General features: G+C 31.2%; 16 protein-coding genes and 1 pseudogene. 11 read left to right on the forward strand and 6 right to left on the reverse strand.

What is annotated here, in order from left to right; translation table 11 throughout:
• Positions 1-356 precede the first annotated feature (356 nt).
• Together AC0L0O_RS19710 and AC0L0O_RS19715 are read left to right on the forward strand one after the other, a co-directional pair.
• Positions 357-1,277, forward strand: coding sequence for a GIY-YIG nuclease family protein (locus AC0L0O_RS19710; RefSeq protein WP_088120165.1), 921 nt, complete (start codon positions 357-359; stop codon positions 1,275-1,277).
• Between the two features lie 551 nt (positions 1,278-1,828).
• Entirely contained in the window at positions 1,829-4,300 is a 2,472-nt protein-coding gene (locus tag AC0L0O_RS19715) for a type I restriction enzyme HsdR N-terminal domain-containing protein (RefSeq protein ID WP_473785932.1), read from the forward strand.
• A 703-nt stretch (positions 4,301-5,003) separates the two neighbouring features.
• On the opposite strand, the gene AC0L0O_RS19720 is transcribed toward AC0L0O_RS19715, so the two are convergent.
• Entirely contained in the window at positions 5,004-6,176 is a 1,173-nt protein-coding gene (locus AC0L0O_RS19720; RefSeq protein WP_088120167.1) for a hypothetical protein, read from the reverse strand.
• 414 nt (positions 6,177-6,590) lie between these two features.
• Between AC0L0O_RS19720 and AC0L0O_RS19725 the strand changes: the two genes are divergently transcribed.
• The 3 genes from AC0L0O_RS19725 to AC0L0O_RS19735 are packed head-to-tail and all read left to right on the forward strand — an operon-like array spanning position 6,591 to position 11,533.
• Positions 6,591-7,772 (forward strand): hypothetical protein, encoded by a 1,182-nt coding sequence (locus AC0L0O_RS19725; RefSeq protein ID WP_473785933.1) that lies wholly within the window; start codon positions 6,591-6,593, stop codon positions 7,770-7,772.
• Complete coding sequence (locus AC0L0O_RS19730) at positions 7,747-9,726, forward strand: McrB family protein (RefSeq protein WP_252367774.1); 1,980 nt, start codon at positions 7,747-7,749, stop codon at positions 9,724-9,726. Before AC0L0O_RS19725 ends, AC0L0O_RS19730 begins: the two co-directional genes overlap by 26 nt.
• Complete coding sequence (locus AC0L0O_RS19735; RefSeq protein ID WP_088120170.1) at positions 9,710-11,533, forward strand: DUF2357 domain-containing protein; 1,824 nt, start codon at positions 9,710-9,712, stop codon at positions 11,531-11,533. Before AC0L0O_RS19730 ends, AC0L0O_RS19735 begins: the two co-directional genes overlap by 17 nt.
• 53 nt (positions 11,534-11,586) lie before the next feature.
• Here the strand turns inward: AC0L0O_RS19735 and AC0L0O_RS19740 are convergent, their stop codons facing one another.
• Positions 11,587-11,862, reverse strand: coding sequence for a sunset domain-containing protein (locus AC0L0O_RS19740; RefSeq protein WP_473786119.1), 276 nt, complete (start codon positions 11,860-11,862; stop codon positions 11,587-11,589).
• Positions 11,863-12,201: 339 nt separating this feature from the next.
• Between AC0L0O_RS19740 and AC0L0O_RS19745 the strand changes: the two genes are divergently transcribed.
• The 3 genes from AC0L0O_RS19745 to AC0L0O_RS19755 all read left to right on the forward strand — a co-directional run bounded on the left by AC0L0O_RS19745 (position 12,202) and on the right by AC0L0O_RS19755 (position 13,959).
• On the forward strand, positions 12,202-12,582 hold the full coding sequence (locus AC0L0O_RS19745; protein WP_473785934.1) for an HNH endonuclease signature motif containing protein: 381 nt from the start codon (positions 12,202-12,204) through the stop codon (positions 12,580-12,582).
• 339 nt (positions 12,583-12,921) lie between these two features.
• Complete coding sequence (locus AC0L0O_RS19750) at positions 12,922-13,164, forward strand: hypothetical protein (RefSeq protein WP_473785935.1); 243 nt, start codon at positions 12,922-12,924, stop codon at positions 13,162-13,164.
• 660 nt (positions 13,165-13,824) lie between these two features.
• A complete protein-coding gene (locus tag AC0L0O_RS19755; protein WP_473785936.1) occupies positions 13,825-13,959 on the forward strand; it encodes a hypothetical protein in 135 nt (44 codons plus the stop codon).
• Positions 13,960-14,451: 492 nt separating this feature from the next.
• Here AC0L0O_RS19755 and AC0L0O_RS19760 read toward each other — a convergent pair whose 3' ends face one another.
• Together AC0L0O_RS19760 and AC0L0O_RS19765 are read right to left on the reverse strand one after the other, a co-directional pair.
• Positions 14,452-16,440: a hypothetical protein gene (locus AC0L0O_RS19760; RefSeq protein ID WP_473785937.1), complete on the reverse strand. Its 1,989-nt coding sequence runs from the start codon at positions 16,438-16,440 to the stop codon at positions 14,452-14,454.
• 579 nt (positions 16,441-17,019) lie between these two features.
• Entirely contained in the window at positions 17,020-17,337 is a 318-nt protein-coding gene (locus tag AC0L0O_RS19765; protein ID WP_473785938.1) for a PDDEXK family nuclease, read from the reverse strand.
• A gap of 540 nt (positions 17,338-17,877) precedes the next feature.
• Between AC0L0O_RS19765 and AC0L0O_RS19770 the strand changes: the two are divergent.
• Positions 17,878-18,069, forward strand: a pseudogene (locus AC0L0O_RS19770) (tyrosine-type recombinase/integrase); the annotation flags it as partial.
• Between the two features lie 103 nt (positions 18,070-18,172).
• Here AC0L0O_RS19770 and AC0L0O_RS19775 read toward each other — a convergent pair.
• Positions 18,173-18,532, reverse strand: a complete 360-nt coding sequence (locus tag AC0L0O_RS19775) for a helix-turn-helix domain-containing protein (protein ID WP_473785939.1) — start codon at positions 18,530-18,532, stop codon at positions 18,173-18,175.
• 152 nt (positions 18,533-18,684) lie between these two features.
• Here AC0L0O_RS19775 and AC0L0O_RS19780 point away from each other — a divergent pair, with 152 nt between their 5' ends.
• Entirely contained in the window at positions 18,685-18,882 is a 198-nt protein-coding gene (locus tag AC0L0O_RS19780; protein WP_087986112.1) for a helix-turn-helix transcriptional regulator, read from the forward strand.
• Positions 18,883-18,986: 104 nt separating this feature from the next.
• Entirely contained in the window at positions 18,987-19,397 is a 411-nt protein-coding gene (locus AC0L0O_RS19785; RefSeq protein ID WP_473785940.1) for a hypothetical protein, read from the forward strand.
• A gap of 506 nt (positions 19,398-19,903) precedes the next feature.
• Here the strand turns inward: AC0L0O_RS19785 and AC0L0O_RS19790 are convergent.
• Positions 19,904-20,773 carry a DUF421 domain-containing protein gene (locus AC0L0O_RS19790; protein WP_473785941.1) on the reverse strand — a complete coding sequence of 290 codons (870 nt, stop codon included), beginning with the start codon at positions 20,771-20,773 and terminating at the stop codon, positions 19,904-19,906.
• Positions 20,774-20,800: the final 27 nt, after the last annotated feature.

The raw sequence follows: 20,800 nt of genomic DNA on the forward strand, positions 1-20,800 counted from the left end.
ACCCCGTCCTATATTTAGGGTGGGGTTATGCGCTAGTTTGAGTTTGATTAAAGAGTAATCAGAACAATTCCAATGTTGTTCTTATCATGTACTTTGTTCTTGGCACTTCAAAGGAATCTACATACCCATTCACAGCAATTACCTCACTCAATCCTAATTTCAAATTTGCTACTTTGTTATTAAAGATAGAATTTTTAAAAGGAGAAATTATTTATGAGTTTCTAAATTAAGCATAAATTTTAGCTGTATTTCCAATTATATATTTATTAATAAATATATATAGTATATATGTTATAATATTTTAATTGGAAAATAAAGTTTATTTTAATTCTACAAAATAATATGGAGGAAAAAGAGTGGAAATCATTAAAGACATTAAACTAAAAAGACAATATTTACAGATGTTAGATGAGAAATGTTCTTGTATATTTCATAATTCACATAGGGTATGTGGAATATATGCTATTTTCAATAAAATTAATGGTAAAGTGTATATTGGTAAAACTACTAAAAAAATATTTCATTATCTTCGTACCGTACGTTTATATGCATTAAGAGAAGGGAGTATGCATAATAAACAGTTACAAAGCGATTTTAATACTTATGGTGAGGAAAATTTCGAATTTTTTATAATAGATAAATTTGCAATTGTTGATGAAGGTTCAACTATGTATGATGCTTTAAACCAAACTATAAATTATTTAGAGGTTTTCTATATTAGCCAATTAAAGACAAATGAAGCAGCCTTTGGCTATAATATTTTAATTGGAGGGGACAATGATATAACAATAACAGGGATTAATTCATTAGTTTATCAAGAAAAATTAAGGAGAGAACAATGGGTGTATGGAGATCTAGTTGGATCAAAAGAATTACCATTTGCCATTCCAGATATATATATTCCTAGAAAAAGGCTAAAATGTCCTAATAATCCACCAGGATTAGGCTCTATTATAGGTTCCTATATGAAAAAAGATCGAAAAGCAAATAGTTTTAATCAATACGTTAATATATTCTTAACAATGTATCGTGAAAGAGATTATGTTCAAGCACACATTCATTTAATACCATACTTACTGGCTCAGCAAGTACGAAAGGTATACCCAAACACTCCAATAATTAAAGTAGATGCGACTTGTGATTTTTGTAAGAAAGATGTCTCAGAAAAGGTTAAAACATATTGTCTTTCATATATAGATAAATTTCAAGGCCACATTTATTGTTTTGAACATCAAAACTTTAAAAAAATATTTAATATACAGTTTGAAGAATTATAAATCTTACTATTTTTAGCTCTAGGTTTAATTAAAGTATATTACATGTATATGTAATATATTGGGGGTGTTGCGGAATCTATCGATAGTCTTGTTACATTGTTTGTTTTACAAGTTTTTTTAATTTCTGGGACATGATAGCACGTTGAACGTTAAGTATAATTTAAAATGCTAAATTATTTACCTTTTTCGTTTTTTTCTATTATTTTAATTTTAGATATTTTAATCAGGAGTAATAAAAGAAAAATAATAAATATGCTTTCTGAGTGGAATTAAATTACACTGGTAAAATAAGGAGATATGTTATTGTTGAATTTAGGGGATTTATTTAAAAATTAGTTCATACTACCGAGCCATATGAATTTATTTTACGCGAAGCATGTATAAAAATAGTTTGGAAGAATACCAGTTAATTGCTTTGTCTGAAAAGTATAATAAGAATGTATACCCAATAGGTCTTGTGGATATTATTAATTAAATAGTAATGAGCTTATTATTTTGAAGAGGAAGAAATTAAAGAGTTAAAATACAAATGAGGGGGCAATGTAAAGTTTATGAAAAAAAAATATATGAATGAAGAGCAAGTTAAAAATACTGTTATAGTCCCATATTTTAAAAAAATGGGATTCTTGACAGACGAAATAGAATTCGAAACACATTTTAAAATAAATATTCCAAGGCAAGGAAAGATTCATATTGGGGAAGAAATAACAAAGAATGTTTACTCAGATATATTATATAAGACTTTAATAAATGGAAAGTTGAGGAATATTATTTTAGTAGAAGTTAAGAGGGAAAATCATACAATTGAACAAAAAGATATTGAGCAAGCCATTAACTATGCTAGATTGCTAGATGAAATAGCTCCTTATAGTGTTGTAACAAATGGAAGAAATACAAGGATATTTGATACTATAACTAAACTCGAATTAACTAATACAGATTTGAGTAAGAGTAGCTTTATTGTTTCAGGTTATAACTTAACGATATCAGAAGATATTCGAGAAATCGCTCTAAAAACTTTTATTGGATTAGATCGAAAAAATCTTCTTAATTTTTGTCAACTTCAGAGTGAGCGTAATTTTTATGATATAAGATCAAAAACGATTTCAAATAAAAGTATTATAGATGGAATTCATTGTAATAGAAATAAATATATGTCTGAATTTAAAAACTTTATGAATTCAAAGAGTAAAATTTATGCAGTGATTGGTAATTCAGGGGCTGGAAAGACAAATTATTTATACTCATTGTGGGAGAGTTATAAAGATCATTTTCCAATATTATTTTATAGTGCAGGTTTACTTAATCAGAGGTTAATCAATGCTATTCAGGAGGATTTTCAATTCCTATTAAATCAAGAATATAGTATATCAGAATTAATAAGAAGATTTGATGATATTACTAAAAGGCATGAAGATCAACGTTTTTATATTATAATTGATGGTCTAGACGAACATCCTAATAATATAGAACTACGTAATGAATTAAACGATTTAATAAAAAAAATTCAGGATTCCAATATATTTTTAATTGTATCCTGTAAGACCACAAATGAAATTAATGATATCTGGTATAAATTTACACATTTTAAGGGTGCATTAAATTCTCTTGGAGACAATATTTATATGCCTAAAAACTTATCATATAGAAATAAGTTAGGTGTATATGTAGATAAATTGGATGACCAGGAGCTAATTTATATTTGGAAACAATATAAAAAAACATATGGGATTAAAGGAGACCTTGATAATGAAAGTAGAGAACTTGCAAAAGAGCCCTTTTTAATGAGAATGATTGCCGAAGTATATCAGGGAAAGGAAGTAGTAAACCAGATTACTGAAATAGAATTGTACAATAAATGGTTACATCGAAAATTAGGAGAAACATCTAAACCAGAGATGTCTAAATTAATTTTTAAGAAAATTATAAATCATATGGTTGAACTTAAGAGTGAAACAATAGAACAAGATGATTTCATGGAGATATCGAGTATAGTGGATAATGGTTATTTGTATTTTCAAGAATTATTAAATATAGGATTGATAGCTATTACAAAAGATTCTAATCAAATCCAATATATATCTATATGTAACAGTACATTAATGAAATATACTTATTGTTATGAGATTAAAAAATGGCATACAAAAAGGATGACCGATTTAATTTATTTCTTCAATACTCATATAAAAGAAGAGTTTCTACGTCAATTTCCAATCTTTCTTATCACTTTTAAACAGCAAAGTCTATTTAAGAATGAAAATAAGATATGGAATGAAAGTTATATAAATAATGATCAACCAGTATGTATTTGTTGTAACAATACTATACAGATACAAGATAAAGTAACAATTGTATTAAGAGTAGATAAGAATAATATACTTGAGAAAATTCTAGGTGATTTTCATATTGTTCATGAGAAATGTGCATGGAATGGTCCGAGTATGCTAGATTTAAGAACTGAGATACAACATGCAATCTTAAATGTTAAAGATTTTTTAGATTTACATAAGATTTTTAGTTTGCTTAAGTTTATGACTGATGATCATAAAGTGAAATTAGAAAGAAGTGTTAAGAAAGAAAAAATAAAAAATTCCCCCAATTACGAATTTTTACCTTTAATAAAATCAAAAGGTGAGCCGTTTTGGACTATTATGGAATTTATTGATGAAGTTAATACAGGTAATATCAAGAGTTGGAAAATTAATACAAAAGACTATTTGTTATTTTTTGACTCGAAAGAAAAAGCTGAGTTTTACCTTAATTTTAATCAAAAAGCTGAGAATCCAGAGACAATAGAGAGAGTTGTTGGAATAGAGAAAAAATATATCAAGCGAATGGAGGACATTTACAAAGCAAGTAATGTTAATATGCCACCGGTGGCAGTTGCTATAGGGTTTAAAGATGGTGGAGAAGCATTAGTTATTCAATTAGAATTTAAAGAAGTTATAAATGTGGTAAAAAGCGGTTTATCTTTTCCTCAATATATAAAGAAAATAAGGGGGAAAATAAAATTTCAATATTAAAAATTTAAGGTTAGATTTAAGAAACGTTATTCGTATTAGAAGTATTTAGACTAACATTCTATAAAATATAGAAAAAATAAACAAGCACAGAAAGAAGAGCATAAACATCTATACTAATATTATTTTATGTTAAATCTGACTATATAAAATTAGTTATATTAACACAAGTTTTTTTATAATCACACTTAAGTAGGAAAAAAATTAAGAGATTTTGTAAATGAAAAACACGCTTTTTTAACAATAACGATTTATGCTATAGAAAATGGAGAGGAATATCACAATATAATCACACTTGCTAGACAGAGATATAATATTACTACTAATGATTGAAAAAAATTCCATTAAAGAATAAGAGAAAATGATTTGAAGCTTGTTTTTCTGCCGAGCAAGGATTAATACATTTCAAACATAATAAATCTTAATAATTATTGACGCTTCAAGATTTTTAGATGAGTGCACTGTATAAAAACAGACTTTTATGTACTACATTTCTACCCATATTAAAAATTTATTACGTGTGATTATTAATATTTTCTTTTAATCATTCACATTAAGTTGTTGAAGGAGTTATGTTTTTTATGTATTGAAGATTTTTGTTAATATAAAGATGATAAAAGAAGTTAATGCCCTAAATATACTAGATAATTAACTTCTTTTTATATGGATTTTTTTCAGTATCTTTTTAAAGAATGTAGTTTTTTAATTAATTGTCACTTAATTCTTTTAATACCTCATTATAGATCCTTTCAAGGTAAATTCTTTCTTCCACATCTGTTGTAATTTCGTTGAATTTATCAAAAGCCTCAATTATTGTAAGGGTATTATTGACTAAGGTAGAATTGTAATAATCTTTTGCCTTATCCCTAGCTTCTTTGCTTAGCTTTTGTGTGGAAGAATGAATTTTCTTAAATATCATAAATAATTGATTATCGCTTAATTTATTCATTTTAATACTCGTTATATGTTGTATATTAATATCTTTTAATTCATTTATTCTATCTGAAAAAGAAAGTTTTTCCTGAACGTTACTGATACCTGTCGAATGATTAATATTGAATACGTAGTTTGATAGACCGCTAAAGCTTTTACCTTGTTCATTTACTACGGTATATCTTAATTCTAGAGAGAACGTTCCCTCTTTTATCTCATTATTAGAAACATAGACTCCAAAGTAAATTTCTCCTAAATTCGGTATCTTTATTGGGTTTTGTTGACTGAAAAATATCTTAATTTCTGAATCAGATAAGTAAGCTTTTTCTAAATTAAATGACGTTTGATTTGCCTTTGAATATTTATGAAGAGAGATTAATGTTAGGTAAATAGCAAGGTGATTATCGTAGTTGTTGTATCTTGTGGAGGTTAATCCTCTTAAAAACCATTCATTTCTATTTTTAATTAATCTATATTGTTTTTTTAGAGAAGGTAATTTTTCAAATAATTGGGTTATGTTTTCTCTTAATAGATCATTATAAGAATTTGAGATGCAAAATTTCGAAAATTTCCCCATATTGAAAGCGTTATCTAAAAAATCATATGAAAAATCATAAATTCCAGTTGCGTTAAAATCTTCATCAAACAATTCATTGTTAAATCTTAAAATTATCTCATAATCGTCAGAAAGCCCAATATACTCAATGTTTTTTAATTCCTCAACTATATCTAGTTTTTCTTCATCAACTTTTTCAAAGTACAAGAGTAGCTCTTTAGAACCATTAATTAATAAGTTGGATTCTGAATCATACTCATTTAAAGGAAATGTCTCGCCTATTAATTTATCTAATTCTGATTCTCTAATTAGGTGTTTTAAGTCTTTAAATTGAGCAGGGGATGAATTTAATTGACTGTTTATTTCAACTTGGAAAATGTGATTTTTCATTATTTACCTCCAATTATATGATAGTTAAATTTTATCACATTTTGTATAAAAAAGTAAATTCGTGGTGAGTGATGTAGCGTTCTTATGAAAGGCAGATTCAAGTATAAAGATAGGGAATTATAATTAAATGACATAACAAATTTGATCGTTTTTATGTATCATTTCAAGATACATTTGTGATTCTGGAAATATTTCCTTATCTTTTATTAAGAACTTTATCGGAAATAACGAATAGGAATATTATTCGTTGAACAAGAAGAATTTTGTTATGTATATTTTTTATCTTTATATTCTTATAGACTCTTAATATAATAGAAATAAACGTTTAGAAATACCAATTGTGAGGAGAGTGGTAATTGTGTAAACGGATTCAGACACAAAAAAACAATATCACTTTTAGGAAGAAGGGAATGTATGTCTAGTAAAGATGTGTGGCGATGGTTGCTACCTAAATTTAGTAATGAAGTTTTGGTTCAAATATACATAGAAAAAGAAATTACATTTAAGAGTGTCCGGACTAATAAAATTAAGTCTATCATTAACAAAACAAATAGAAATATGCTTATTTCAAACTTGCTTGACACAAAGAATTATCCAAAATTAATGTCCTGGTCCAAAGGAATCGAGTCAAATCTATTAGAAGGATTATCGTTGGTAGATAAAGAGGTAAACGAACTAGTAAATATTGCAGAGCACAGTAATGCGGCTACGGTATTTGCAAAACTATTTTCTGAAGATCAAGAAAAAAAGGCAGTTCAATTGTATGCACTTTTAAAAGACGAACAGAGCGAATTATTAAATGTTCCGAATGAATCCATTACATTGAAATCAGAAAACACTAAATCGGACGATAAAAAAACGATGACAAAACAAAAACCAATTTCTAATGAAAAACTAAAAGAGGAAACGACGACCTCTAAAAAAGACCAAAAGAAGATACAACAACTCGAACAAAAGATAGACAATTTGACGAAGGAGTTACGAAAACGTGATGAGAATCATAAGAAAAAGATAGACGAGATGAAAGAAAGCAATAAGAAAACAACTGAAAAATTAAATGAAAAAACCCGATTGTATAGCGAGTTATTGAAAGAAAACGAGGTAGTGACTAACGAGTACAAGGGGGAACAAGAAAAATGGAACAAAGAAAAATCCGAGTACGAAGAAACAATAAAAAATTTGCAAGGACAATTAAATCATTTACATGCAAAACAAATGAACGAGAAACAACTACAAGAACTATCGAGGGAAGATTCTGATAACAAAACAACAACTGAAATGAAAGTAACTTTGAAGCAAACAAATAAAACTCGAATTCTTGTAATTGGAAAACCTCTATTTACACAACCATTCCAAGATGAAAGAATCGAATTTAATTTTGTAGAATCAGATGATGTCCATAAGTACCCATTTACAAGAGATTATGAAGATTATTGGATTTTATCATACGAACTTAATCACCAAAACCAGATGCTGTTGAATACAAACGATTCGTATTTACAGCTAGAAAAGAAAAAAATCAAAATTTGCAAAGATTTTAGTGAAGTAAGAGAGTTATTGAGTCAATATAATGGAAGAAGAGAGAGGGTTATGTAGTATGTACGGAGCAAAAAGATGGGATATTAATATTGCAGGGATTTTAGCAAATGATGGAGAGGTTTCAACAGGAAGAAGTTCTATTATTATCAATCGAAACAATAATTTACAATTTTATATAAAAATCATTTCTAATCCGCCTGAAAGTTTCCCTCGACAAATAAGAGATGTATGTTGTTATGCGGAGGAGTTAAATAATTGGGGATTTTATGACGATATTACTGGGAGCGACTTCGACAGAAAACAAGCGCTTCGCGACTTTTTGAATCGTTTTATTCTCTTTTTCAAAGTGGAGTTAAAAAAACCAAATGGAGCAATGGAGTTCCATGTGGCACGGGATATAACTATTGTTAAAAAGTCTGATTCCTTCCTTTCTGATACAATTTTGGAGACAATTCCAATGTTTTCAGAAGAAACAACTGAACGTACAAAAGAGGTGTTTGAGCAACAGTTACAGGGTCGAAAATATATAGGAGAAAATAAACAAATCTCTAAAGATGACGATGATACTCCATCTATGATTTTATGGAAAAACCAAACAGACAAACCAGAATACACTCTATACGGTTTATTTGAAAAACATGATTACGCTCATGGTGGTTTTCGATTCCACCCATCATCAAACCAAGTGAATTCTATCAATTTACAAACGGAATATGTCATGAATAGTTATGTACATGACCAAGTTCTTTTTATAAGTTCAAAACAATACGATGAAGTGCAAGGTTTGCTTGAATCGCATGGAGAACCTATTGGCGGTTTAGAAGCACAAGACGCTCAAAGAGAGCAAGTATTAGATGACAAACCTGTAGAAACTGTTACACCAGAAGAACACGGTATTGGTTACAGAGAGCATGAATTTATGGAAGTATTTCAAAATGAATGCAAACGTTTAGGACTCTACTATGATACTAAAGATTTATATAATTTCCATACTGCAATGAAAACGGGAAGTCTTGTAATTTTAGCTGGTATGAGTGGTACTGGGAAATCAAAGCTTGTCCAATGTTATGCAAATGCCTTGAAACTAACCAAAGACCAAATGTTATTTGTACCAGTTCGTCCGTTTTGGCAAGACGATGCAGATGTAATTGGTTATTTAGATACATTGCATAACGTATATCGACCAGGAGATTCCGGTGTGATGAATATCCTAGCTCGTGCCAAAGATTACGGGGAAGACTTGCATATTGTTTGCTTTGATGAAATGAATCTTGCTCGTGTTGAACATTATTTCTCACAATTCTTATCGGTACTTGAATTAGAAGAAAATAAACGAATCTTACGTTTGTATAATGAAGAGTTTAGTGCAAGAATTTACAATCAAAATGTATTTCCGCCTAATTTACGTATAGGAAGTAATGTAATTTTTGTTGGAACTGTAAATCTTGATGAATCTACATTCCAATTCTCTGATAAAGTATTAGACCGAGCAAATGTAATTACTTTAAACATGCAACCATATTCCAATGTGTTACAAATGGAAGAACAACGTAAACAAGAATCAACTATACCGCAGTCAGAACCATTTACATTTGATGAATACGAAACATTCAAAAGAAAAGAACGTGAAATTTCATTGCATGAAAATGAATCTAAATTCCTCTGGGATTTACACATTGAATTGCAAAATTGCAGTCGAAACTTGGGAATCGGATGGCGTATTATTCGTCAAATCAGCAATTTCCTAAATAACATTCCGTTAAATGCTCCTTTTAGTAGAGAAGAAGCCTTTGATATCCAGTTAGTACAACGTGTTTTAACAAAAGTTCGTGGGTCGGATGAACAATTTACAGAATTACTTGGTCAATATAATCCTGAAACAAGGCAAGTAGAAAATAGTAAACTGTTAGAGTTATTATCTACTATGCCAACTTCCTATGAATTTAAACAAACACGAAAATTGATAGCGGAAAAAACGAAGGAGTTACGTTTATATGGTCATACCGTTTAAAGTTATTTTTCGTCAAAACCCTAATCATCCAAGTGAAAAAGAAATACCTGTTACTAATTTCGTACAAGATGAAACGCATTTGTATCGAATGGAAGATGAAAATGTACCGGAAGTCGTAGAAAACAAACATTTATTATTAGAATTTATTTGTGAGGATGAAACAGCCCGTCTTTATATGGATGGGTTGGATACCCTTCCAGAAAGGGATTTAGAATTTGGGGAAGATGATATTGCATATATATCTCCTGAACTAAGTCCTGTATATTTATATACTAATGGTAGGGATTCAGACAATCGAGATGGATATTATCCACTGATCCCTGGACATTATCGTATCAAGGTAGTTGTAAAAAATGTATCTTACTATTCTTGGCTCAAGGTACAACCAAAACAAATTACAGAAGAACAATGGGTTTCAATGCGTGATGAAGTAGAAGAAACATTGAATGGACTAGCCCAGGACTTGGTAAGGAAAAATGCAAGTCTAGGAATTAATAGCTCTCTTCCTATTCCCATTCATATTCTCCGAAAGTTATATATAGTAAAAAAAGATTACTTAAAATGGGTTAATTCTTTAAAAACGATTCAAACCGAACCTCGTATGCGGGTTCGTAAGGAATATAATTTAGTGCCAGGAGGAAAAGCTGGAATTGTCGATGCTACTAGTATCCGCTATCGTTCTAGGCATCCAGAAAGTAGAGATTACGTTTACACACCTAAACATACTCGAAATCATAACTTATTAGAGAATCAATGGATTAAAAAAATCGTACGTTTTATCTCAAGAGAAATGAACGAATTATTGGACTATCTCCATAGTCATAAAGAAAAAATACAACGTGAAATTAAAGATGAACGACGTTTTCATCACGATGAACACATTAAAATTAGATTGAACTCTAAAGTATTAGATGAATTGATAGAATATGAACGATTTGTTCGACGTGTAAGAAGTGAATGCTTACTTGTATTAAAAGAAAAATGGATGGAAGAAGTGGAAGAGGCACAAGCATTGAGTATTCCTCATGTCTTGCATTTGGATTCAAGATACAGACAGTTATATCAATTATATCGATTGTTAAAAAATGAAGAGTTATCAATTACACTTGATACCAATTATGATTACTATTGGAAACGAACAGATTTATTGTATGAAATTTGGGGATTTTTACAATTGATAGACGGATTACAACAAGAAACTGTTGGATTTGAAGTGGTGAAGGGTTGGATTTTCGATACGAATCCTAATTCAAAAACAATTAAAGTTCCATTCTTAGAACCAGGAACGGTAGTTGAGTTTAAGAAAGAGAATATTCGATTGCGTTTGGTTTATGATGAAATCTTACCATTCGATAAGAAAAATACAGCTCTGGATAAACCAATTTATGCAAATGATACGCATAATCGACCAGATGCCCGAATGGATATATATAAAGATGATGAATATATTGGAACAATTATGGTCGATTTTAAATACAGACCTGTAAATGCTATATGGACAAATTCAAGGAGAAAAAAGAATGATGTTATGCGTCAATTAATTTCTTATCGTGAAAATATGAGTTCTCCGTTCCTATATAATAATAAGTTTTCAAGCCAATGGCATATATTTAGACCGGTGCATGAAGTTTGGGCAGTGTATCCGAAGCACGAGTATAATAGGCAACCTAAAAACCCTATGGATAGCTACCAAGTTCGTTTAATGGAATTAACACCATTAGAAGAAAAGAATGGTTTCCATCTTGGAATTGCAGAAGCAATTAAAAAAGTAGTAGATGATTATCATCATATTTTACAACAAGCTTAATATCATAATATAGTTAATAAAAAAGCATAAAAAAGCACCTTATAGGTGCTTTTTTAACGTTTTGATTTTACATATCCATTTTCTTGTGCTTCTTTTTCTGTGCAAAACCAGGAAATGTTACTTGTTGCTTTATCATAAAAATCTCCATCAGGAACATGATAAATCTTGCTGTTTGCATTATCTTTGATTTTCCTCTTACAATTTACGTTACTTTCCTTATTATCGTTTGAATTGTTTTGAGAAGAGGTAGAATTTGTTTTAGCTTGATTAGAGTTTGTTGAAGAACTTGTGTTGAAATCATTAGCAGCATAATTTTCAATGCTCGATATCCCAACTTCTTTTTTCTATGCTTCTTTTTGAATTGCATAAAATTCACCGATGTGAGTTGTGTTTAGCGCATATACATAAGCAAATTTATTTACCATTTTGTCCTTTTGAAATAAATTTGCATTATAAGTTGTAAAAAAAACTTGTTCCGACAAGCTCGAAGGCGTTTTTAAGATATACCATGTATTCATACTACTAAGTTAATGAAAGAGCAAATTCTACATGTTTGTGAACTGTATGTAACTGAGCCATGGTCACAGAAGACATTAGCAGATAAATTTAATGTTTCAGTATCACAAATTAGTAAGGCTGTGTGTGGCCAAGTAAAATAGCGACCTACGGTGCGGGATTCGAATGAATGTTGGGAATGGAGAGGAACGAAAGACCGTTATAGCTACGGAAGATTTAATCTAAATGGTAAAAAAGAGAAAGCACATAGAATTTCTTATGAGTTACACGTTGGACCGATTAGCCCAGGTCAAATTGTTAGGCACAAAGTGTGTCGTAACCGAGCATGTTATAATCCGAATCATTTGTTGTTAGGGACAGATAAAGATAATCAACTGGATAAAATAGAGGATGGAACAAACTGGAGAAATTTATCGTACATTAAGGTGTTGGAAGCGAAATTTCTAAGGGGAAACGGAGCGAGCGTGAGGAATATAGCAAAGTTTTTTGGTGTTAGTACTAGAGCAGTTTATGGTCAGTTAAGCCAATTATAGGCTGACGAAACGCAGTTGTTACACTCAGAACGCGGTAAGCGCATTACCGGTAAAAAAGAAGCTCAAAGTAGTTCGTCTATATCAGTAGTTATTGTCAGGATAATTGGGTAAATTGGTTAGCTTACTAGAGCAGATTTTTCATTGTTACCAATCAAAACAGAGCACCATCTTGTTATTTGTGAAAAGGAGGAAATACTAGAGTCAAGATATTCAATACTAGATAACGAAACGGGAGAGATTGTAAAAGAGATAAATGGGCGATTTATTTCTGAAGAGCAGGATTAGGCATTTCGTAAGAAGCTTGTAAAACAAAACGGACGCTGCGAAGGATTTACATTCATGGACATAGAGGCTGTACAAGAGATTATCGAACAATTGTCTACTGAGGATTTGGGACGATTATTATATTTGCAGACATACATTTATTACGGTACCGTCTTAGTAATTGGTCAGAAACATAAACCAATTACTAAAAGGGATATTCAGTACCTTATTGGACTTGAACCCCATGCATTTGGTCAATTTATGAAGCAACTGTTGTTTCGGAACATCCTGATAGAGAATATAGATGGGTTATTTTAAATGAACGAACTGTACCATTTGTTAATTTATCTTTGGAAGTATAGGTGTACCAAGCGTTCTGCTAATCATGTGAAATTAGTTGTAAAGGGAAAATGCTTAATGGTATGAAATTGATCATAAAGCGGATATTGACGCCAAAAAAATCCCTTTCGTAATTAATATAGAACAGTAATGGTCACTAAATGAAAGTGTGTTCACGAACCGTTCGGAATGTGAACGCCGACTACCTTGAAATGAGCATAAAACAGATGTAAACCGCATAACGACGGGCATTAATGCACCAAACGAACGAAACGACACAAGCCATCTCAGCACGAGAGCCGGCCACCACCGGAACCGCACTACGCCTGGTGTAACGTACACATTCGCACCAAAAACACGAACTTCGTCGACTGGTAACGTATGGGACCATCCCTGCTAAGAATGGCTGATCAGTGTGATAACGTATGTCGCAAAAAATTTTTACGAAAACTTTGCTGACGGACAAGGAGAATTTAAAAACTTTGTGCATATATGTATACGCTTGGAAAAGTAGTACGGGTGAATACGTTAAGTGAGATATTTATATATGTGATTTTATAAACGTACGAAGACTGACAAAACGACGGTAACGAATGCAGACGGCGCGAAAGTAGAGATGGACAAAAGTGTTACAAACGAATGGGGCGGTATCGCAACAATCGTCCTATCGGTGGCTATCGGAATAGTGTTGGTGATGCATCCGGAATATTTGGCCGACACGGTCGTACATCTGAAAGGTTTGCTGAAGAAATAGACGCACAACTCGTTGGTTGACGACCAGGACGCCGGGAACGTCTTCTGACGAGGTTCTTTCTATAGTCGATATTCTATAATTTTAGGTGTTATATCGATACAAGGGAAACACATATTGTTGCTTGGATTTTTAGTAGATACCCTTCATTCGTATTGTAATCCTCTTCGGTTTATGAAGGTATGGTATGGCATTAACTGATGTTTTGGTAAAACTGCAACGAGAAGGCGATGTCAATACAATTAAATTATGAATCTGGTTGTTTAACAAAGTAATAAAAAGCCAATTTTTAAGTTGGTACTAACCTTAAAAAATTTCATTTAACTATTGTTCTTTATGTAAACTTTGTCCATATATAAATTTATTAGATTTGTCACAATAACGAAGTTAAGAAAATAAGCAATAAAAATAAGCTCACCACCGGTTTAAGTGATGAACCTTATTTTTTGCCTGTAATTCCTACATGTAACTTTACTTATGTCGCAATGAACATACCTTAATATATCTTTACTTTTTTAAGCATAAAAGTTATCAATAGTTTTAAATGCTTTTTTCTTATGTAGATGTATTTGGTTAATTGGTATTATCTCATCTTCAATTTCAGTAGTAGATTTTTGAAATTCTATCTGCCAAGGATTATCTAAAAAATTTAGCAATTTATTTGATGTGAGTTTCCCTTGAAAAACCCCCTTCATTTTTAGTGGCATAAACTGTTTTACTGGTCTGCCATTTTGTAAAATAGTAGGTAACCTTTTATACAGTAAAGTGGTGAAAATTGTATAGTCGGTTATGATTACTCCATCTATAGCTAACTTACTAGCTAACTTACAAGAATAGATAACTATTCTGTATATTTGTCTCGGCCTCCAATCGGATGTATAAGTACTCCGATGCTTATTGTTAAACTCATCAATTACGTAATTTAGATTTGAACTGTAAAAATCACAGATTCTGTTAGTTTGTTCTACATCTCCAGGGATCTTCTGATTATAAAAATCATATCTCTTTCTTTGTGTAAGAGGCTGAACCGTATGTTTACATTCACACAGAAATAAATCTTCTCCCAAAATAAAAGCAACATCACACTGGTATTCTGCACTTTCAACCTTTCTTTTAATGCTTACTGCTGGAATTTTATTTGTATTCAAATCGTTAAGAATTCTATCTTCAAAGCAATAACCTTTAAAATCAAGATTCATATCTTCCTTAGTTGCCATCGAGATAAGTGCTAGAACGTCTTGAATCCTACTGGCTATTGATGGAATCGTTATTATTTTTTCACCAATTTCAATAAACGGAGAATCAAACCAATCTACAGAAGTTTTTTTAAACTTAAATTTATTGCAGATTATCTTTGCACTTTTTTCATCTATTCCATGCATAGTAAACAATTGAACCCACTTATCTAGAGTTGATACATAAAGCCAATTATCAGGAATACTATGTTCAGGGAAAAGGTTAGTATTTAAAAATTCTCTATTATAATGTCTAACCACAGCGTATGCCCTTAGCCATTTTACAATTTCAACACCGTTAACTTTATAATCTAGTTTTTCACTTGAAAAATACTCTAAATACTCATTATACGAGGTTTCTTCTGATTTATCCCAAAAAGCTTCTGGAGCTAATGTTGTAGCTAGGGATATCTTCTTTACGTCTTTATCTTTAACTCTATAGCCCCAAATGTTATGTTGTCTAAATGATTCAAACCTTTGAGTTTCGATATTCTCATCTAAAAAGCTTTTTAGGTCTTTAGGCATTATTTTTACATTTTTCTCATCTCGTTCTAGAACTTCATAATTCCCAAATTTCCAGTCTTCAAATAAATCAAATAGAACAGCCCTTAGGTCAATTAATGGAAGGTAATTAAATGATTTTTTGATATCGGAAATATCAAATTCTTTATCAAGTACACAATATTTAAATTTATTATTACTGTAAAGGTAACCATAAAAAATAAAAGCTTGAACGACTTTACTTGCTTGTTGAAAAAGATAATCAATGGCATCAGTGAACTGATTAGTTGATAATCCTTCAATCCCAACGATTTTACCATTAATATTTTTTTGTATATCCATATCTCCGTAAAAATCTTTATTTCTTCCATTATTAAATTTAAGATCATTTAATGCTCGTACATAGAATTCTAATGCTATAAGAAATGCAAAGAATTTGTTTTCGTCAGCAACCTGTGTCACTTCTTCAAACTGACTATTTGAATAAAAATCATGGAACAATCTATTCAACGTTTTTACTTCCTGATTATACTTGTCAACCATATGTTTCTTGTTTTCTGCTGATGCTTTTGAATAAATTTTAGGGAGAATATCCAAATATTCGTTATGTGATTTTGAGTTTGGGTAAGCATTTACCCCAAAACCATTACCTTTAAAAGCAATCAATACATCCTCTAGCATATATTTTTCAATAAAAGGGTCAAACTTATAATTTTTCTTTTTATCTTTTAAAACATCCATTAATTCATAAAAAGCTTTACTTTTCAACGTTTCACCAGCTTTCATGCAATTTTATTTAAGTGCCAACATTAACCACAATAATATTAAACAAAATCAGACATGTTAACTAATTAAACCACACTAGGTAGCTTTGACTTATTTATCGAAAAATCAAGTAACACCTGTTGAAATCCATTGGGTGATAATACTGGCATAAAAATGTGAGCTCTCACCTAATTATACTACCATTCAATCAGCATATAAGCGTTTATAGTGGGAAAATCTTAAAGAAACGCTAAAGTTATCTAATTAAAAATATCCTTCATTATCAAACAGTCAATTAAACGATACCATTACGCAAGTAAACGTCTAAGAGAGTCGGAATATTAAGATTGAGTATAAGGATCGGGCCACCCTATCATAAGAGAGAGGGGGACATCATCAGTGCAATATGCCTAGTGTTAAGCGAACGTATACGAAAAAACTCGAAATCTTGCATAGAAAGGTGACCTTGAAAACAGGAGGGTACCTTATTGCGTAACAGTCAATGGTACCCGGAAAAAATTTTTATGGTAATTCGGAAATCTCGGGAGTACTAATTATAAATACTACCTAAAGAAAGAACCGTCAGCTAATAGCTGCGGCTCGAATTGCTTCTTTTATTTGATCAACGCACCAATTGATGCGCTTTTTTATATCCGTTTTCCATAACACTAACATGCTGTGACCACATTTAATTAAGTAGGTTGCCTTGCTCTTGTCACGGCTCTTATTTTTTATTTGCACAGCAATTCGGTTACATTCATCATATACTTCAGGGTTACCGTGCCAATAATACATCGGCTTTTGTGATTCGTAATGTACATCCAATTTCCCTAGCTTTGCCTGTATAGCTCGTTCTATTGAGGTGTTTCCTAGCCGATCATTCTTGGCATTGACCTTCAAAGATATCAAATAGGCATCTTTAGGACCATGAAAGCTACCTTCGTAATTAGGGTTATGTTTACCAGATATTTGCTTACTATGATAAGCGTCAGCACATTTTCTATCACAAAAAAATCTTGCTTACCTTTTCTTAACCTTCGATAATAATATTCACCTATTTTTTCTTTTTCTCCACCACATTCAGAACATATTTTTGTAACTACATTGGGGTACAGTTTATTAAAGGTACTTAAATTTGGAATTTATATCAGGAGAAGTTATTCATTTAAGATAATGAATTAATGTTAATTTTGTTTAAGAAAACTGTGAATTGGATGGAGCAACGTGTGTTGATGAGTTATATAATCTCATATTTAGACCCGAAGATACATAATCGAGAAGAGGAACCGCTATTCTCAGAGTACTCTTATGGAGATGGTGAGAAAAATGGGAGGATTTTGAAAGCTCAAGTTTCAAAGGAAGGCTTCCTTTTTTATAAAAGTATAGAAAATATCCTCTGTATTACCGCATTTTTACGAAATGGAAAAAACGGATGTTCATAAAGCGGCCGCCGTTCCTAAGGTTCGCTTTCATGATTTACGTCATACCCATGCAATGCTACTACAAGATAAGGGTGTGAATATTAAGATTATTTCTGAGAGATTAGAACATAATAACATTAAAATCACATTAAATGCATACTCGCGTGTGCTGCGAACAATGCCAGAGGATGCATTCAACAAAATTGAGTAGATCTTGTAAGTAATGTGACCAATTCTATGAACATTGGTGTTATAAAGTATGAAACTAATCAAATAAACCTCCACCCTATCAAGGTGGAGGCCTTTTAGCTAATTTAGTCTTCCTTTTGTATTAAAAACTCCCAAAATCTCTTTAATTCCTCCTGCTTTTGAGGAGAGGCACTTTTAATAGCTTTAAACCACTGTTCTAATTCTGTATCAGTTACCTCAATATTATCTCTTGTAATGAATTCTATTTCTTCTAATAAGATTTTTGTACTTATATTCATGGCGTTTGCTATTTTTTCTATTACTAATAGTGTTGGTTCTACTGGTTTTCCAGTTCTGGAATCTACGCCTTTTTCAAGTTTGTCTATATAAGTATGACTAACATCACATTTTTGAGCAAACTCGCGTAAGGATAGTTTATTTGTTAAACGATAATTTTTTATAATTTCACCAAGAGTTTTCTTCATATATAATCCTCCTAGTACAATTGTAAACAATAATTTACAAAAAGAAACTAAAATAGAGAAAAAACATGTAAAACATTGTTGACGATTAAGTAAACTATGGTTTACAATTGTTTTGTAATCGTATGAATACATAAGTGGAGAGGAGTAGAGCAATGAATAAGATAGCTGAATTAAGGAAGGAAAAATTAATATCACAAGAAAAATTAGCGGCACAAGTTGGTTTATCGCGCACTTATATTTCTGAGATAGAGAATAATAAAAAACAACCTAGCGTTAAGTTAGCTATAAAAATAGCAAAAGTTTTAGGAACAAGCGTGGAATCTATTTTTAGCCCCTCTTGTAAACTATAGTTTACAATGATGGAGGTAGAGAATTTGATTGCCAATATAACTGTTCCATCATAATTTAGATAGTCCAATTAATAGTAAAAAATACAGAAGAGGAAGTGTTCAATATGAATTTGAAAACATTTGAAATGCGTGAAAAACGATTAGCAGAACTACTAGGTGCAAAAGTACTATGGGAGTTTATAAGTGCTGTAACAGAGGAAATAGAAAAGCAGGAATTAGAATCTACTCCAGGTTTATTAGAAGATCTATTCATACATGTGAAAGAAACCATTCAAATTCAAAATATGAATCAACGCATAACAAAAGCCCCTGTAAAAACAGAGGCAGGTAGTATAGATAAAGAGACATTATATATGGAAGCATATGTAGAATTAATTAATCATAAGTTTGTTATTTCTGAATTAGCTGTAGAGCTTTCATCTGTTCTAAAAGAATTAAATTGTTTTGTTCAATCATCTTTGCCACAGCTTCAAAATAAGCTTGATTCTCAAGAACCTCAATCTGCTTCTCTGTAGGGAGTGATTGAAGTATTTCTTTTATTTCTTTACACTCGTATATGTTATTCCTTGAGCCTTCATTATATATAATATAAAACCAATAATTATTAAAATATTAGTTATTAATAGTTATATAGTATGGAATACTATTAGTGATTTAAGTTTTTTAGGGAGGGCTGAGTCAAGAGCTTTGAAGATGACTAGAATTGATGGATTTGTTTCCAAGGAGACAATACGACTATGACTGGAGAATTACGAATCGTTCGCTGTAGGTGGATTGGTTCTCTGATAGGCCGCCTAACTTTATTGGACCTGTTACCAGGATTGTTGGATAGGTCTCGTCATATTTGAATTACGCGTTGCTAATACACCTAAAATGGTTCCTAATCCTAGTAAAGAAGCCCAAATCCATCCTCATTTATTGTTTTCATTCGCTAAAATCTACAAAGGTGTCAGAGTGTTGGGAAACCCCTAAAGGGTTTTCCGACACTCTGAGAAAAGGACGCTTGTGAGAACGTCCTTTTTTATTCCTTTAGAAGGTAGGTTACCTTGTTTAAAATAGCTTCAATTTGCTGTGCATTTTTACTATACATTTCACTTGCCGTTTTTGATTTCGTTTCTAAAGAAAATAGTTCAAGATCAGCATAGCATTTTTTTAAAGATGCTAGTAATAAAGGTTTGTTTTGAGGAGAAGGCATTTGGAGTTTATCATTATAAATGTCGATAGTAAGTTGTCCGTATGAATCAACTTGACCGAGAAAGACATTTTCAATGACAACACCGAGTTTTTCTAGTTCAGAATGTAACCAAGCGCGGTTATGCCCACTAGCTGAAAGAGGTTCATCTAGTACATTTCCATCCATAATAACAGTTTGTGGTTCCTTTTTATTTGGTACTTTCAAGCCAATATCTTTTGCTGTAAGTGGTTGAGATTCTTTCTTTAATAATACATTTAATTCTCCGCTTGGTTCTAAGACGGCAAATTCTACTTCGGATATACTTAAGGCTCCACTTCCTCTGAGAAGTTCAAGTAATTCATCACTGGTATACTTTTCTTTCTTTAAATTATCCTCAAGTATTTTGCCATCCTTTATTAAAACTGTGGACTTGCCTTCAAAGAAATCTCTTGCGGCTTTGTTTTTTAAGGAAAGAATTCCTACAAAAAAAGGTATCGAAGCGAAAATAAGTATGGCAAAGACACCATGGAAAAACTTTTGGTCTAGCCCTGTAGATACTTGAGAGGCGATACCACCGATTGTCATTCCAGCTACGTACTCAAAAAAGGAAAGTTGAGAGATTTGCCTTTTTCCTAAACATTTTGTGATAGTAAATAAAATAATTAATATGAATAAAGAGCGGAGAATGACAAGCATCCATTCGGGTAGGTGAGACATATTAATTTCCTCCAGTATACTTAAACC

The organism is Bacillus sp. GS3m_15504, assembly GCF_055825275.1.

What these genes read in the sequence shown, in the direction of transcription:
- AC0L0O_RS19775 (WP_473785939.1), bottom strand. Translation starts at nt 18,532, where the DNA reads ATGAAGAAAACTCTTGGTGAAATTATAAAAAATTATCGTTTAACAAAT.
- AC0L0O_RS19730 (WP_252367774.1), top strand. Translation starts at nt 7,747, where the DNA reads ATGGAAGAAGAGAGAGGGTTATGTAGTATGTACGGAGCAAAAAGATGG.
- AC0L0O_RS19715 (WP_473785932.1), top strand. Translation starts at nt 1,829, where the DNA reads ATGAAAAAAAAATATATGAATGAAGAGCAAGTTAAAAATACTGTTATA.
- AC0L0O_RS19755 (WP_473785936.1), top strand. Translation starts at nt 13,825, where the DNA reads ATGGGGCGGTATCGCAACAATCGTCCTATCGGTGGCTATCGGAATAGT.
- AC0L0O_RS19750 (WP_473785935.1), top strand. Translation starts at nt 12,922, where the DNA reads ATGGACATAGAGGCTGTACAAGAGATTATCGAACAATTGTCTACTGAG.
- AC0L0O_RS19785 (WP_473785940.1), top strand. Translation starts at nt 18,987, where the DNA reads ATGAATTTGAAAACATTTGAAATGCGTGAAAAACGATTAGCAGAACTA.
- AC0L0O_RS19790 (WP_473785941.1), bottom strand. Translation starts at nt 20,773, where the DNA reads ATGTCTCACCTACCCGAATGGATGCTTGTCATTCTCCGCTCTTTATTC.
- AC0L0O_RS19780 (WP_087986112.1), top strand. Translation starts at nt 18,685, where the DNA reads ATGAATAAGATAGCTGAATTAAGGAAGGAAAAATTAATATCACAAGAA.
- AC0L0O_RS19735 (WP_088120170.1), top strand. Translation starts at nt 9,710, where the DNA reads ATGGTCATACCGTTTAAAGTTATTTTTCGTCAAAACCCTAATCATCCA.
- AC0L0O_RS19725 (WP_473785933.1), top strand. Translation starts at nt 6,591, where the DNA reads ATGTCTAGTAAAGATGTGTGGCGATGGTTGCTACCTAAATTTAGTAAT.
- AC0L0O_RS19720 (WP_088120167.1), bottom strand. Translation starts at nt 6,176, where the DNA reads ATGAAAAATCACATTTTCCAAGTTGAAATAAACAGTCAATTAAATTCA.